Raw genomic sequence first — 15,140 nt, forward strand, 5'->3', positions numbered from 1 at the left:
AATAAAATAAGTCCGGGGTAAGAAATACCCCGGGACCCCAATCTTTCTTCTGGCAGGGCCGGCCGCCGCTGGCGGCCGGCGGCCCCTCACTCCGGGTCGCCCGTGTCGGCGATCAGGCCCGCCGCCTCGATGCCGGCCACGGCGCAGACCTCGTCCTTGTCCGAGGCATCGCCCGAGATGCCGACGGCACCCAGGATGGTGCCCTGCGCGTCACGCACCAGCACGCCACCCGGGACAGGGACGGCACGGCCGCCGCAGAGGTCGGAGAAGGCGTTCATGAAGCCCGGCATCTTGGCGGCGCGGCGCGCCAGTTCCCGCCCGCCAAAGCCCAGCGCCATGGCGCCGAAAGCCTTGCCGGTCGCGATCTCGGGGCGCAGCAGGCTGGCACCATCCTCGCGCAGCAGAAACTTGGGCTGCGCGGCCTGGTCCAGCACCACCACGGTCAGCGGGGCGAGGCCCAGTTCGCGGCCCTTGGCCAGCGCCACCTCGGCGATCTTCCGGGCGGTGGCCAGCGTCAGGCCGGGGGCGAAGCCGGTGGGCGGGTTGGGCATGGGGCGTCTCCTCAGGCGGCGTTATCAGGCCGGGTTCAGGGCGCGCCAGATGACTTCCGGCGTCGCCGGCATGTCGATATGCGTCACGCCGCGTTCCGACAAGGCATCCACCAGCGCATTCATCACCGCCGGCAGGGAGCCGGCGCACCCCGCCTCGCCGCAGCCCTTGGCGCCCAGGGGGTTGGTCTTGGCCGGGGTGGCATGGCTGGCGAAGTGGAAGGAAGGCAGGTCCGAGGCGCGCGGCAGGGCGTAGTCGGAATAGGAGCCGGAGAGAAGCTGGCCATCCTCGCTATAGGCGGTGCGCTCCATCAGCGCCTGCCCGATGCCCTGGACGATGCCGCCATGCGCCTGGCCCTGCACCATCAGCGGGTTCACGATGACGCCGAAGTCGTTGACCGTGACATAGCGGTCGAAACTGACGGTGCCGGTCTCCGGGTCCACCTCCAGCTCCACGATGTGGCAGCCATTGGGGTAGGCCATCGGCGCCTCCTGGAAGACGTGCTGGACATCCAGGCTGTCCGGCACGCCCTCGGGCAGGTCCTTCGCGCCGCGCAGCCGCGCCGCCAGTTCCAGCAGCCCGATGGCGCGATCCGTGCCGGCGATGACGAAGCGGGCGCCGCCCTCGGCATGCGGCTCGAAATCCAGATCCTCCTCCGCCGCCTCCAGCAGATGCGCGGCGGCGAGGCGCGCCTTCTCCACCACCTTGGCCGAAGCCTCGATGATGGCGGCGCCGGAGGCCATCAGCGACTTCGACCCGCCCGTGCCGCCACCGGCGATCAGCTGGTCAGAATCGCCCTGGAGCAGGCGGATGCGCTCGAAAGGCACGCCCAGCGTCTGGTGCAGCACCTGGGCGAAGGGCGTCCAATGGCCCTGCCCGTAATCCAGCGTGCCGGTGATGATGGTGACGCCGCCATCCGCCTCGAAGCGGATACCGCCCATCTCCTTGGCCGGCGGGGCGGTGCATTCCAGGAAGTTGCCGATGCCGCGGCCGCGCAGCAGGCCGCGCGCCGCGCTCGCCGCCTTGCGCGCGGCATAGCCCTCCCAATCCGCCTCGCGCATGGCGCGCTCCAGCAGCCCGGCGAAATCGCCGCTGTCGTAGCGGGAGCCGGAGGCGGCGGCATAGGGCAGCTGCTCGGGGCGGATGAAGTTGCGGCGGCGCAGCTCCACCGGGTCGATCTTCAGGGCGGCGGCGGCGCTCTCGATCAGCCGCTCCATGAAGTAGTTGCCCTCGGGGCGCCCGGCGCCGCGATAGGCGGAGATCGGGGTGGTGTTGGTCACCAGGCAGCGGGTGGCGACCTCGATCAGCGGCGTGGCGTAGTTGCTCTGGATGTTGCGCACGAAGTTCATCGTGCCCATCAGCGGGCCGACCGTCGCCAGATAGCCGCCCATATTGGCGTAGCTGGTGAGGCGGACGGCGAGGAAGCGGCCCTCGGCGTCCAGCGCCAGTTCCGCCGTCACCTCATGGTCGCGGCCATGCATGTCGGAGAGGAAGCTGCCGGTGCGCTCATCCGTCCACTTCACCGGGCGGCCAAGTTCCTTCGCCGCGTGCAGCAGGCAGACATATTCCGGATAGGCCGAGGCCTTCATGCCGAAGCTGCCGCCGACATGGCCGGTGAGGATGCGCAGCTTCTCCACCGGCACCTTCAGCAGATCGCCGGCGATCTGGTTGCGCAGGCCGAAGACGCCCTGGCAGCCGAGATGCAGCGTATAGCGCCCCTCGCCCGGCTCATACTCGGCGATGGCGCTGCGCGGCTCCATGGCGCAGACGACGACGCGGTTGTTGCGGATGTCGAGTCGCGCCACATGCGCCGCGCCCTCGAAGGCGGCCTGCACCTTCGCCGCGTCGCCGTAATGGAAATCCAGCACCTGGTTGCCGGGGATGTGGTCGTAGATCCGCGGCGCGTCCGGGGCGGCGGCGGCGGAGGCTTCGGTCACCGCCGGCAGCGGGTCGATATCGGGGAAGACGGCCTCGGCACCATCCTTCGCCGCCGCCTTGCTCTCGGCCACCACGAAGGCGATCGGGTCGCCCACGAAGCGCACCTTGTCCGTCGCCAGCGCCGGGCGCTCGATATTGACCAGCCCCTGTAGCGGAATGGTGCAGCGCAGGGTGCCATAGCCGGCGGCGGCGAGATCGGCCCCGGTATAGACGGCGACGACGCCGGGCACCTCCAGCGCCGCGCTGGTGTCGATGCCCTTCAGCACGCCATGGGCATAGGGGCTGCGCACCACCACGCCCCAGAGCTGGCCGGGAAGCTGGAGGTCATCCGTATAGCGGCCCTCGCCGCGCAGCAGGATGGGGTCCTCGTTGCGGGGGACCGGCTGGCCGATGCCGAATTTCAGGCGGGACGGATCGAAGGGCAGGGAATCCGGCATGGCAGGCTCTCCGTGGGGCGCGGATGATAGGGGCGCGGATGAGGCGGCCAGCCTAGAGGCTTCTGCCACCGGAGGCGACCCCCTCCCCGCCCCTGCCGGCCTGGATAAGAGCGGAGGGGATGATGCCAGACGAGATGGCCCCGCCCGATCATTCCGGGCCGGAAAACGCAAATCATTTCTTTACAAGAACAAAAAACGGCCCCACCCTGAGGGGTGAGGCCGATTCGAGTTGCACCCCAGAAGTCTTGAACAACTCCAGGTTGTAGATCACCGCGAAACGCCGTTCGGGAGGCTCAGCTGGCCCGGCGGGAGGCGCTTTCGGTATTGGCGGGCTGGGAGGGCGCGACGGTGCGAACGGCGTTGTCGGCCTCGACCATGATGGTGCGGATCTCGCGCAGGAAGGTGGCGCCCTTGACGGTGCGCTGCACCAGCACGCTGCGGCGGTCCTGCGGATCGGTCTTGCGGCGGGCCAGATCCAGCTCTCCCAGGCGGTCCAGGGCGCGGGTGATGGCCGGCTTGGAGACGTTCAGCGCCGCCGCCAGGCCCCGCACCGTGTGCGGCCCCTCGCTCATGTAAACCGTCAGGAAGACGCCCAGCTGGCGGGCGGACAGGTCATGCCCATCGCGCCGCACCAAAGCGACCACGGTATCGCGCAGGATACCAATCAGTTGATCGGGAGCGTTATGAACGGGCATCTGGGGCAAATTCCCTTAGCAAAAGCGGCTCCAGCGGCGGAAAGCGCCGCGGGAAAGTGGAAGAACGGTGCCCGGTGGTCTCACCGGTCGCCGGGGGTGTGTCTTATTTGGGATGACGTGATCATGGTTTCGATATGACCATGTCCTCATCACCACCAGAGATGAGTTTCTCTAGGCCGGCATGCAGCGCCCGCAACGCTTGCGCTTCGCCCCCTTCGGGGCGCCCGGGGCGAGACGAATCGTTCCATGCATACAGGTCCAGGTGTGCCCATCGAAGATGTTCAGGAACAAATCTTCGTAGAAACAAGGCCGCGACAATGGCGCCTGCCATCGGACGGCTGGCCACGTTGTTCATGTCCGCGACAGGACTGTCGAGCCACGAAGCGTAACCGGAGTGCAACGGCAGCGGCCATAGCGGATCCTGCACCGCCTCCCCCGCCGCCTGGAGCGTGGCCGCCAGGGCGCGGTCCGAGGCGAAGAGCGCCGGCAGGTCCGGCCCCAGCGCCACCCGCGCCGCGCCGGTCAGCGTGGCGCAGTCGAGGGTCAGCCAGGGCTCCAGCGCCCCGGCATAGGCCAGCAGGTCGGCCAGGACGAGGCGCCCCTCGGCATCGGTGTTGCCGATTTCCACCCGCAGCCCGGCGCGGGTGCGGATGATGTCGGAGGGGCGCAGGGCGCGGTCGGAAATGGCGTTCTCGACACAGCCCACCGCCAGCAGCAGCCGCACCGGCAGGGCGCGCGTCATCACCAGCGCGGCGAGGCCGATCAGCACGGCGGCGCCGCCCATATCCTTCTTCATGCGCCGCATGCCCTCGGCGCTCTTGATGTCGAGCCCGCCGGTATCAAAGACCACGCCCTTGCCGCACAGGGCGAGCAGCGGATGCTCGGGCCGCCCCCAGCGCAGCAGGGCGACGCGGGGCGCGCGGTGGCTGCCCTGCCCCACCGCGGCGATGGCGGGGAAGCCTTCCTCCAGCGCGGCGCCGTGGAGGATCTCCACCTCCGCCCCATGGTCGCGGCCGAGGGTGGCGACGGCCTCGGCCAGCTCGGCGGGGCCGAGATCGGCGGCGGGGGTGTTGATCAGGTCGCGCGCGCGCCAGATGGCGGCGGCCTCGGCCAGGGCACGGCGCGGCTCGGCGCGCAGGCGCAGCCGGGCCGGCGCCCGCCCCGCCGCGCGGTAGCGGGTGAAGCGGTAGGCGCCCAGGCTCCAGCCCAGCGCCGCCGCCGCCTCCTGCTCCGGCGTGGCGCCGTCCAGATGCCAGGCGCTGCCCTCGGGCAGGGTGAGCGGCAGGCTGCCATAAGACCAGGGGGAACAGGCCAGGGGCAAAAGCCCTGTCTCCGCGCCGCCGCTGCCGAGCCCCAGCACCGCGCCGGCCAGCCCGCCCCCCTCGCCCGGGATCAGGCGCAGTTCCCCGGCGCGGGCGGCGAAGCCGCTGGCGCGCAGGAAGCCGCCGCCATCCCGGGCGGCCAGGAAGGCCGGCAGCCCCGCCGCCGGAAGGGCCAGCAGCGGCAGGGACCCTTCCAGCGGGGCGATATCGACCGGCAGCATGCGAAACCCATATCCAGCAAGGGGGAGCGGGCCGGGATGGCCACGCCCCGGTAACGTGTCAGCGGAGCCTTAGCTTCGCAGCAGTTCTTCAACAATTTGTTGCACGGTTAGCGCCTCGCGTAACGTCGCGAGGCCGGTTTCCGGTGCCCCACGCGTCAGCGCCGCCAGCTTGTCCATCTGCCCGCGCAGCACCATCGGCCGCATCGCCTCGTTGGGCAGGGCATCGGGGGCCGGGCGCCAGACGCCATCCGACTCCAACCGCTCGGCGATGGACCAGTTGCGCAAGCGCACGGACCCCGCCTCGCCAGCCAGCACCCAGCGGTTCGCCTCGTCCTCGGCGATGCGGCCGACGCTGCCGGTCAGCCGCACCGGCACGCCACCAGCCAGCAGCTCCGCCTCGATCGCCGTCTCCGAGAGATCGCCCTCCGGCCAGGTGACGCGGGCGGAGCGCAGCTCCAGCGCGCCGAGCTGGCGCAGCGTCAGGAACAGGAAGTGCGACACCACCTCGCGGGTGAAGCCGCCCTCCGCCCGGCGGGCGAGCCAGCCCACAGCGCCATGCTGCCAGCCACGCGGCCAGCGGCCGAAATCGGTGGCGATCTCCAGCCCGCGCGGCTGGCCGACCTGCCCCGCCGCCCGCCACGCCGCGAGCTGCGCCACCGCCGGGGAAGAGGCCATGGGGAAGTTCACCGCCGCGCGGGCGCCGCTCGCCTCGGCCTCCGCCACGAAGGCCGCGGCCTCGGCGAGGTCGGTGGCCAGCGGCTTCTCCAGGAAGACGGCGCGGCCGGCGGCCAGGGCGGCGCGGGCCAGCGGGATATGCGCCGCCGGGGGCGCGGCGATATAAAGAGTATCGCAGGCCGCGATCACCGCCGCCGCATCGGGCAGCATGGGCACGGCCGGATCCACCGCCGCCAGCCGCGCCGCGGCCTCCGGCGAGGGGTCCCACACCCCGGCCACCCGCACCTCGGGATGCGGGAAGGCGGTGCGCAGCAGGCGCTCCCCCATGATGCCGAAACCTATGATGCCGAGTGCGACCGGGGCCATCCGCCTCTCCTGCGCCGAAAAAGGGCGCACCCTAGGCCCGGCAGCGCCCCAGGGCCAGAGCCGACGGCCAGGCTTCCGGCGGCGGGGCCCGGATGGCGGATGGCGTTGAGAGGGGCTTCGCCCCTCTCAAACTCTCCCCACCAAAGGCCTGAGGCCTTTGGAAACCCATCCGGGAAGGGGCAAGGCCCCTTCCGGTCCGGCCTTGTCAGACAGGCCTGAGGGGCCGGCGCGAGCCGGTCGCCGGGCGGATGGCAGGGCCGGCGCAGCGCGTGGTTGACGCCGGCGCCCCCGCCGCGCATCCATGCGCTCCCCCCAGAACCGGAGACCGCGCCAATGCGCCGCCTCGTCCTGACTGGCTTCCTCCTGCTGCCCTGGCTGGCTGGCTGCACCGCCTCCGACGCGGCGCCCGAGCCGCGCCTGGTCGTCTTCTTCACCGAGGACAGCGCGGCCCTGGATGAGGCCGCCCGCGCCGTGGTGGCCGCGGCGGCGCAGCGGGCCCGGGCCCTGCCCGGCACCCCGGTGGCGGTGCTGGGCTTCGCCGACCCGGATGGCGGGCGGGCCTATAACCGCGCCCTCTCCGCCGCCCGGGCGGAGAATGTGGCCGAGACGCTGCGCAGCGAGGGCGTGGCGCCGGCGCGCATCCGCGTCCTGCCGCGCGGGCCGGTGCCCTTCGAGATGATGCCGCTGGAAAGCCGCCGGGTGGAGATCCAGATCGGCCAGGGACAGGTGACGCCATAATCGCTTTCGACTCCGGGACCATGATGCAGGACCCGCTCGAGGTCCTGCACCGCGTCTTTGGCCATGCCGGCTTCCGCGGCCTGCAGGAAGAAGTGGTCCGCCACGCGGTGGCGGGCGGCTCCGGCCTGGTGCTGATGCCCACCGGCGGCGGCAAGAGCCTGTGCTTCCAGGTGCCGGCACTGTGCCGGCCGGGGCTGGGCGTGGTCGTCTCCCCCCTCATCGCGCTGATGGAGGACCAGGTGGCGGCCCTGCGCCAGCAGGACATCGCCGCCGCCGCCCTGCATTCCGAACTGCCGCCGGAGGAGGCGCGCGCCATCTGGCGCGACCTCGATGCCGGGCGGCTCAAGCTGCTCTATGTCTCGCCCGAGCGGCTGACCGGCGAGGCTACGCTGGCGCGGCTGGACGAGATGCGCATCGCCCTCTTCGCCATCGACGAGGCGCATTGCGTCAGCCAGTGGGGGCATCACTTCCGCCCCGAATACCGTGCCCTGCCGGTGCTGGCGGAGCGCTTCCCGCAGGTGCCGCGCCTGGCGCTGACCGCCACGGCGGATCCGCGCACGGTGCAGGACATCCAGCGGCAGCTGCGGCTGGAGGAAAGCCCGCTCTTCCGCGCCAGCTTCGACCGGCCGAATATCCGCATCAGCGCCCAGCCGCGCGAGCAGGAGCGCGCGCAGCTGCGCGGCTTCATCAAGCGCGCGGGCGATGGCAATGGCGCCGGGCTGATCTATTGCGGCAGCCGCCGCAAGGCGGAGCAGACCGCCGAATGGCTGCGGGCCGACGGGCAGGACGCGCTGGTCTTCCATGCCGGGCTGGAGCCGGCGGAGAAGCGCGAGGCGCATCGCCGCTTCGCCCGCGGCGACGCGGTGGTGATGGCCGCCACCATCGCCTTCGGCATGGGGATCGACCGGCCGGATGTGCGCTTCGTCGCCCATACCGACCTGCCGCGCAGCCCGGAGAGCTGGTACCAGGAGATCGGCCGCGCCGGGCGCGACGGGCTGCCGGCCGAGGCGCTGCTGCTCTATGGCGCCGGGGATATCGCCCTGGCCCGGCACCGCATCCAGGAAAGCACGGCGAGCGACGAGCAGAAGCGCGTGGAGCGCCAGCGGCTGGACGCCATGGTGGCGATCGCCGAGGCCTCCACCTGCCGCCGCCAGATTCTTCTCCGCTGCTTCGGGGAGGAGGCACCGCTTCCCTGCGGCCATTGCGACCTCTGCCAGAGCCCGCCGAAGCTGTTCGATGGCACGGTGGCGGCGCAGAAGCTGCTCTCGGCGGTGCTGCGCACGGGGCGGCGCTTCGGCGTCGGCCATGTGGTCGATGTGCTGCTGGGCAAGGCGACGGACAAGGTCGCGCAGTTCGGCCATGACCAGCTGCCGACCTTCGGCGTCGGCCGCGACCTGCCGGAGAGCGCCTGGAAGAGCGTGGCCCGGCAGTTGGTGGCGCAGGGCGCGCTGGACGTGGCGGTGGAAAACCACGGCGAACTCGTGCCCACCGAGGCCGCCCGCCCCATCCTGCGCGGCGAGCAGAGCGTGATGCTGCGCGAGGAGCTGGTGGCCCCGGTGGCGGCGGCGCGGCGCGGCCGCGCGGCGGTGCCGGTGGATGGGGCGGTGCAGGCGGACCCGGTCTTCGCCGCGCTGCGCGACTGGCGGCGGCGGATGGCGGCGGCGCAGGGCGTGCCCTCCTACGTCATCTTCCAGGACCGCACCCTGGCCGAGATCGCCGCCACCCTGCCGCGCGACCTGGACGCGCTCAGCCAGGTGCCCGGTGTCGGCGCCACCAAGCTGGAGCGCTATGGCGAGGCGGTGCTGAGGATCCTGCGAGAGTGCGAATGACTTGCAAATGGAGTTGCGAACGTCTATCAACCGCATCGTCCTCAACGAGCGGTTTCCTCGCATGTATGTCTGCCTGTGCAATGGCCTGACCGACAGCCAGATCCGTGGCGCCATCGCCTCCGGTGCCAGCCGCCCGAAGGAGGTCTACGCGGCCTGCGGCTGCAACGCCCAATGCGGCTGCTGCACCGGCACGATGCTGACGATCCTGCGCGACCAGCCGGCCCAGTCCACCCAGGCGGCGAGCGGCAACTGAGACCGTCTCTCACTCGCATTATCTAATAAAAACAAAAGCTTGACCTGAAGATTCAGGATCGGCACTCTCCCGCCCCGTTGAATCCGGGACGGGAGACCGATCATGCTGCGCGACCCCAAGGTCATTGAACACCTGAACACCCAGCTCACCAATGAGCTGACGGCGATCAACCAGTACTTCCTGCACGCCCGCATCCTGAAGAACTGGGGTGTGACCAAGCTCGGCAAGCACGAGTACGAAGAGTCGATCGAGGAGATGAAGCACGCGGATGAGCTGATCGAGCGCATCCTGTTCCTCGGTGGCCTGCCCAACGTGCAGCGCCTCAACCAGATCCTGATCGGCGAGAATGTGGAGGAAGTCCTCCGCTGCGACCAGAAGCTGGAGGAGAAGGCGATCAACGACCTGCGCGAGGCGATCGCCTATAGCGAGAGCGTGCGCGACTTCGTCTCGCGTGATCTCTTCGTGCGCATCCTGATCGACGAGGAGAAGCATGCCGACTTCGTCGACACGCAGTTCGAGCTGATCCGCCAGATCGGCCTGCCGAAGTACATCACGCTGAACAGCGACGCCGCCCCCGACCAGGAGTAATCCTGGCGGCGGGGTCCGGGGGAACCCTGTTCCCCCACCTGCTTTCTGTGGCGGGAGGGTCTGGGAGGGCGGCGCCCTCCCAGATGCGCCCCCCTCAGTCCCGCCCATCCTTCCAGCGGAACAGCGCCTGGTTCCAGGCCACGCCGAGCGGCGCGAAGCTGTGCCCCGCGATCCGCCGCAGTTGCTCCACCGGCGCCGCGACCTCACGCAGCGACGCACCGAGGCTGGCCCGCGCCATCTCCCGCCCCAGGGCGATGGACAGGGCGACACCCCGGCCATTGCAGCCGCTCCACCCCAGCACGCCCGGCGCCAGATCATAGAGATGCGGCGCCTTGTCGTCCGTGGCGGCGATATAGCCCCACCAGACATGGGTGAAGCCGAATTCGCCGATCTGCGGATAGACCTTGCGCACCCGCGCGGCGATGCGGCGGCGCAGGCGCCCCTCCCAGCCGAAGGGAATGATCAGCGACCCGCCGGTGACCAGCCGCCCGGCCGCGTCGAAATGAAAGAAATACAGGTCCCCCTGCGTGTCGGAGAGCGCGTGGTTCTCCGGCAGGATGCTCCTGCGCAGATTGTCCGAGAGCGGCGTGGTGGCCATCTGGTAGGAGCGCACCGGCACGATGCTGCGCTCGAAGCCAGGCCAGAGGCCCGGCGGCGTATAGGCATGGGTGGCGAGGATGACGCGCTCCGCCACCACCTCCCCCCCCGGCGTGGTGACGCGCCAGCGCGGCCCGTCGCTGCCAATGGACAGGTCGCGGCCGATGGACAGGGCCGGGCTCTGCGTGTGCAGCCGTGCCCCCGCCCCCACCGCCGCGGCGGCGAGGCCGCGCGCCAGGGCCAGCGGGTTCACATGGCCGCCCGTGCTGTTCTCCCACCCGCCATGCCAGAATTCGCTGCCCGCGCGCGCCGCCGCCTCCGCCCTGTCGAGCAGCCGCACCGGGGCGCCGCGCCGGGCCCATTGCTCCACCCGCCGCCGCGCCAGCGCCATGCGCGAGGGCCGGTGCGCCGGCTGGAACCAGCCCTTCTGCACCGCCTCCGCCTCGATGCCGTGGCGGCGGATGAGGTCGAAGACGAAGCCGGCGCTGTCACGGATCAGCCCGACCAGTTCCTCCCCCTTCTCCCGCCCGCCCAGGGCGGCGGGGACGCTGGCGGCGATATCATCCGGGTCGAGGCGCGAGAGGGTGGGAATGACCAGCCCGTTGTTGCGGCCGGAGGCGCCGAAGCCGATCGGCCCGGCCTCCAGCAGCAGGGTATCCGCCCCGCCCTCCGCGAGGTGCAGGGCGGTGGACAGGCCGGTGAAGCCGCCGCCGATGACCACCACATCCGCCCGCGCCGGGCCGGCCAGCGGGCCGGTGGGCGGCGGCGCCGGGGCGGTCTCGGCCCAGAGGGTGGGGGGAAGGGCAAGTTCACTCACGGCGCGACTCCATCCAGGCGGGCAAGGCCCACCCAGACTGCGCTGCTCAGTCGGCGTAGACCAGATTGACGTCCTGGCCGAAGCGGTCGAACCCCACGCCATAGACATGGATGGACAGGGCCGGCCCGCTGCTGAGATTGGCCAGCCGGTGGATCAGCCGCGGGTCGGCGGGGCCGTGGCAGGTGGCGCCGGCGGGGCGCAGCAGGCTCTGCGTCTGCACCGGCTGGCCGCAGGCATCGGGGGCGTAATAGCCCTCGGTGAGCAGGCCGGAATAGACGCCGAAGGCGCACCAGGTGCGGTGCGCGTGCACCGGGCTCATCTGCCCAGGGCGCCAGGCCAGGGCCACCACGGCATACGCCCCGGCCGGGTCGGCATGCAGCAGGTGGCGGACATAGCGCTCCGCCGAACAGGGGCATTCCTGGCCCGCCAGCAGGTCCGGCCGGTCCAGATAGGCGCCGATGGCGGCGGCGACGCGGGCGGGGCGCCCGTCGAGATCGCTGCGCGCCGCCTCGGCGATGGCGGAGAGCATGGCGGAGAGGCTGTCACGCGGACCGATGAAGGACATGGGGCGCTTCCTCAGATCACGGTCGGGGAATGGGGGGCGGTGAGGGCTTCCAGCACCATGGCGCGGGAGGCGGTGACCTGCTGGCGCATGATGCTCGCGGCATCCTCGGCGCGGCCAAGCGCCAGGGCCTCGATCAGCTCATGGTGCTCATGCGCCATCTCGCCGGTGCGGTCGCGGGCGCGCAGGCCGAGGGTGAGCATGCGCGTGCTCTCGTCCAGCAGCCGGTCCACCTGCCGGGCCATGCGGTTATTGCCCGACAATTCGGCCACGGCGACGTGGAAGGCCTTGTTGGCGTCGAGGAAGGCGTGGGTGCTGTCCTGGTCCTCCGGCCGGTAGCCGCAGGCGCAGACGGAATCGAGGCGGCGCAGCGCCTCGGCATCGACGCGCCCGGCGGCGCGGCGCGCGGCCTCCGGCTCCAGGATCAGGCGGAGGTCGAAAACCTCGTGGATGTCGCGGATGGTGACGAGGGAGACGATCCAGCCCCGGCGCGGCACGGCCTGCACCAGCCCTTCCTCGGCAAGCCGGGCCAGGGCGGCGCGCACCGGCGCCTTGCCCAGGCCCAGAAGCTGGGCCGCCACGGCCTCGCTCAGCGTCTCGCCGGGCATCAGGCGCGTGGTCAGGATCTCCCGCCGCAGGGCCGTCACGGCCTGCTCGGTGAGGGAGGGCGGCGCTTCCACCGGGGTGAGAAGGGTCATGGGCGAGCGTTCACCATGTCTCTGACATGTCAGATCATAGGCGACAGATCCGTGACACCGCAAGACGGCAAAAAGCCCCGGCGGGGGCCGGGGCTTTGCCAAGGGGAAGAATGTTCTTTTTTGAAAAAAGAACCAAAAAACTTTTTTCAGTTTGCGTCCCGCTTTGCCGGGAGACGGCGGCAGCCTGAAAAAAATCTCAACGGGCGCGGGCGATGCAGAATTCCACGATCCCGGCCAGCGCCGCCTTCTCCGGCCCCTCGGCGAAGGGGGCGAGGCCGGCCAGGGCGCGGTCGCCATAGTCGCGGGCGCGGGCGATGGTGTCCTCCAGCGCCCGGTGCTTCTGCATCAGGCGCAGCGCCTCGGCGAGGTCGCCCTCGCCCTGCTCGCGCTCCTCGATGACGCGGCGCCAGAAGGCCTTTTCCGCCTCGTCGCCACGGGCGAAGGCCAGCAGCACGGGCAGGGTGATCTTGCCCTCGCGGAAGTCGTCGCCCACCGTCTTGCCGAGTTGCTCCTGCTTCGCCGAATAGTCCAGCGCGTCATCGACGAGCTGGAAGGCGATGCCGAGATTGTGGCCGTAGGAATCGAGCGCCTCGGCCTCGGCCTGCGGGCGGTCGGCCACCACGGCGCCGACACGCGTGGCGGCGGCGAAGAGGGCGGCGGTCTTGCCCTCGATCACTTCCAGATACTGCGCCTCGGTGGAGCTGGTGTCGTTCTGGATGACCAGCTGCAGCACCTCGCCCTCGGCGATGGTGGCAGAGGCGCTGCACAGGATGCGCAGCACCTCCAGCGAGCCATCGGCCACCATCAGCTCGAAGGCGCGGGCGAAGAGGAAATCGCCCACCAGCACGCTGGCCTTGTTGCCGAAGATGGCGTTGGCGCTGGCCTGGCCCCGGCGCAGCTCGCTCTCATCCACCACATCGTCATGCAGCAGCGTGGCGGTGTGGATGAACTCGACACAGGCGGCGAGGCGGACATGCCGCTCCCCGCGATAGCCGCAGAGGCGCGCGGCGGCCAGCGTCAGCAGCGGGCGCAGCCGCTTGCCGCCGGCGGCGATGAGATGGGCGGCGAGTTGCGGGATCAGCTCCACCGGGCTCTGCATCCGCGCCAGGATCTCGCGGTTGCAGGCCTCCATGTCGTCCCGGACCAGCCGGATCAGGGCGGCCAGGGCGTCCTCGGCATCCGGGCGGGCGGTGGGGAGCGACGTGGATTCGGGCGCAGTTTGCACCGGGGCGGCGGGAAAGCTCACGCGGCCATTGACCTCTGAGTTGGGGCGCGCACCATAGCCAGCGGGGGAAGGCGCAGCAAGGCGCCCCTCCCCCGCCGCCTCCCCCTCTCCTTTTCCCCGCGTCCGCCCGCCGGACCAGCCCCGGAGCCGCCACTGATGCGGGACATGGCCGATTGCCTGGACCCCACCGCCCCCTTCGCGCCGGAAGACCTCACCGAGGATGGGCTGCTGGGCGGGCGGGTGCGCCTGCGCCAGCCGCGCGCCGGGCTGCGGGCGGGGCTGGATGCGGTGCTGCTGGCCGCCGCCATCCCCGCCCGGCCGGGGGAGGTGGTGCTGGAGGGCGGCTGCGGCAGCGGCGCCGTCTTTCTCTGCCTGCTGGCGCGGGTGCCGGCGCTGACCGTCATCGCCGTGGAGCGCGACCCCGCCCTGGCCGCCCTGGCGCGGGAGAATGCCGCGCTGAACGGCGTGGCGGAGCGGGTGACGGTGCTGGCCGCCGACATTGCCGACCCGGCCCTGAAAAAGACCCTGCCCCGGCTGGACCATGCCTTCGCCAACCCGCCCTATTGGCCGGAGGGCAGCGCGCCGCCGGTGGCGCTGCGCGCCGGCGCCACCCATGCGGGGGAAGGCCCGGGGCTGGAGGCATGGGCGCGCGCCCTGGCGCATCCGCTGCATCATCGCGGCAGCCTGACGCTGGTGCTGCCGGCCGGGCGCTTCAGCGAGGCGGGCGCGGCGCTGCGCGCGGCGCGCTGCGGGGCGGTGGCGCTCTGCCCGCTCTGGCCGCGCGCGGGGCAGGCGGCGAAGCGGGTTCTGGTGCAGGGCCGGCGCGGCGGGCGGGGGCCGGACCGGCTCTCCCCCGGCCTCGCCCTGCATGACGGGGCGGGCTGGACGGCGGAGGCCGCCGCCCTGCTGGAGGCGCCGCGCCCCCTGCCCTGGCCATGATGGCGCCGCCGATTGCGCCACCAATTGCGCCACTCCTGGCCCTGCTTTACGAGGGAGCCACATGAGCGCCGATCTCGACCCCCGCCCGGAAGACGCCGATGTGGAGGCCCTCCTGGCCGCGGCAGACCAGCAGCGGGATGCCGCGGCCTGGAACGAGGCCGCCGCCCTCTATGGCAAGGTGGTGGAGCTGCGGCCCGAAGCCTGGCCGCTGATGGTACAGCAGGGGCATTGCCTGAAGGAGGCGGGCTTCCTGACCGCCGCGCTGGAGCGCTACCACGACGCGGAGCGCCTGGCGCCGGAGGATGCCGATATCCAGCTCCAGCTCGGCCATGCCTACAAGCTGCTGGCGATGCGCAAGGAGGCGGCGGGCCATTATGCCCGCGCCCTGGCGCTGGCCCCCGGCAACCCGGATGCGCAGCGCGAGGCCGCCGCCGCCGCCGGCTGGGGCGACGAGCCCGCCCCGCCACCGCCCGCCAGCCCGGAAGGCGAGGCGCCGAGCCTGCTGCTCGACATGGCGCCCGAATTCCCGCCCGCCCCGCCCCCCTTCCTGGCCTCCGCCCCTGCCCTGGCGGAAGCACCCCCGCCGGCCGCCGGCTTCAGCCTGCCCGCCGCCCCCGCCCCGGCCCCCCTTCAGACCCTGGCCACCGCGCCGGCGCCCGCCATCGCAGCCCCGCAGCCCCCCCCGCCGGCA

The 15,140-nt window shown here is 71.7% G+C and carries 14 protein-coding genes and 1 pseudogene; 6 read left to right on the forward strand and 9 right to left on the reverse strand.

Features of this window, described 5'->3' with window-relative positions:
- Positions 1-86: 86 nt before the first annotated feature.
- From NON00_RS18405 to NON00_RS18425, 5 genes are all read right to left on the reverse strand, one after another.
- The gene (locus NON00_RS18405; RefSeq protein ID WP_256024138.1) at positions 87-551 is read right to left on the reverse strand and encodes a heme-binding protein; all 465 of its coding nucleotides are present in this window, start codon (positions 549-551) and stop codon (positions 87-89) included.
- A 24-nt stretch (positions 552-575) separates the two neighbouring features.
- Positions 576-2,924: a xanthine dehydrogenase family protein molybdopterin-binding subunit gene (locus NON00_RS18410; protein ID WP_256024140.1), complete on the reverse strand. Its 2,349-nt coding sequence runs from the start codon at positions 2,922-2,924 to the stop codon at positions 576-578.
- Positions 2,925-3,217: 293 nt separating this feature from the next.
- Entirely contained in the window at positions 3,218-3,619 is a 402-nt protein-coding gene (locus NON00_RS18415; protein ID WP_256024143.1) for a MarR family winged helix-turn-helix transcriptional regulator, read from the reverse strand.
- 121 nt (positions 3,620-3,740) lie between these two features.
- Positions 3,741-5,162: a M17 family metallopeptidase gene (locus NON00_RS18420; RefSeq protein ID WP_256024145.1), complete on the reverse strand. Its 1,422-nt coding sequence runs from the start codon at positions 5,160-5,162 to the stop codon at positions 3,741-3,743.
- A 69-nt stretch (positions 5,163-5,231) separates the two neighbouring features.
- A complete protein-coding gene (locus tag NON00_RS18425) occupies positions 5,232-6,203 on the reverse strand; it encodes a Gfo/Idh/MocA family protein (protein WP_256024147.1) in 972 nt (323 codons plus the stop codon).
- 333 nt (positions 6,204-6,536) lie between these two features.
- Between NON00_RS18425 and NON00_RS18430 the strand changes: the two genes are divergently transcribed.
- The 4 genes from NON00_RS18430 (at position 6,537) to bfr (ending at position 9,611) form a co-directional block, all read left to right on the forward strand.
- Positions 6,537-6,941, forward strand: a complete 405-nt coding sequence (locus NON00_RS18430; RefSeq protein WP_256024150.1) for an OmpA family protein — start codon at positions 6,537-6,539, stop codon at positions 6,939-6,941.
- Between the two features lie 20 nt (positions 6,942-6,961).
- Positions 6,962-8,770, forward strand: a complete 1,809-nt coding sequence (gene recQ / locus NON00_RS18435) for a DNA helicase RecQ (protein ID WP_256024161.1) — start codon at positions 6,962-6,964, stop codon at positions 8,768-8,770.
- A gap of 7 nt (positions 8,771-8,777) precedes the next feature.
- Positions 8,778-9,023, forward strand: a complete 246-nt coding sequence (locus NON00_RS18440) for a bacterioferritin-associated ferredoxin (RefSeq protein ID WP_256024163.1) — start codon at positions 8,778-8,780, stop codon at positions 9,021-9,023.
- A 102-nt stretch (positions 9,024-9,125) separates the two neighbouring features.
- Positions 9,126-9,611: a bacterioferritin gene (gene bfr, locus NON00_RS18445; RefSeq protein WP_256024166.1), complete on the forward strand. Its 486-nt coding sequence runs from the start codon at positions 9,126-9,128 to the stop codon at positions 9,609-9,611.
- 94 nt (positions 9,612-9,705) lie between these two features.
- On the opposite strand, the gene NON00_RS18450 is transcribed toward bfr, so the two are convergent.
- The 4 genes from NON00_RS18450 to NON00_RS18465 all read right to left on the reverse strand — a co-directional run bounded on the left by NON00_RS18450 (position 9,706) and on the right by NON00_RS18465 (position 13,417).
- Positions 9,706-11,025, reverse strand: coding sequence for an FAD-dependent oxidoreductase (locus NON00_RS18450; RefSeq protein ID WP_256024168.1), 1,320 nt, complete (start codon positions 11,023-11,025; stop codon positions 9,706-9,708).
- A 46-nt stretch (positions 11,026-11,071) separates the two neighbouring features.
- Positions 11,072-11,590 (reverse strand): cysteine dioxygenase family protein, encoded by a 519-nt coding sequence (locus NON00_RS18455; protein ID WP_256024171.1) that lies wholly within the window; start codon positions 11,588-11,590, stop codon positions 11,072-11,074.
- 11 nt (positions 11,591-11,601) lie between these two features.
- Positions 11,602-12,285, reverse strand: coding sequence for a GntR family transcriptional regulator (locus tag NON00_RS18460; RefSeq protein WP_256024172.1), 684 nt, complete (start codon positions 12,283-12,285; stop codon positions 11,602-11,604).
- A gap of 196 nt (positions 12,286-12,481) precedes the next feature.
- A complete protein-coding gene (locus NON00_RS18465; RefSeq protein WP_256024175.1) occupies positions 12,482-13,417 on the reverse strand; it encodes a polyprenyl synthetase family protein in 936 nt (311 codons plus the stop codon).
- Between the two features lie 249 nt (positions 13,418-13,666).
- On the opposite strand from NON00_RS18465, the gene NON00_RS18470 reads away from it, so the two are divergent.
- Positions 13,667-14,449: a tRNA1(Val) (adenine(37)-N6)-methyltransferase gene (locus NON00_RS18470; RefSeq protein ID WP_256024173.1), complete on the forward strand. Its 783-nt coding sequence runs from the start codon at positions 13,667-13,669 to the stop codon at positions 14,447-14,449.
- A gap of 61 nt (positions 14,450-14,510) precedes the next feature.
- Positions 14,511-15,140: pseudogene (locus tag NON00_RS18475) on the forward strand (hypothetical protein); the annotation flags it as partial.

The sequence above is a fragment of the Roseomonas sp. GC11 genome (assembly GCF_024437745.1).
Classification (GTDB): domain Bacteria; phylum Pseudomonadota; class Alphaproteobacteria; order Acetobacterales; family Acetobacteraceae; genus Pseudoroseomonas.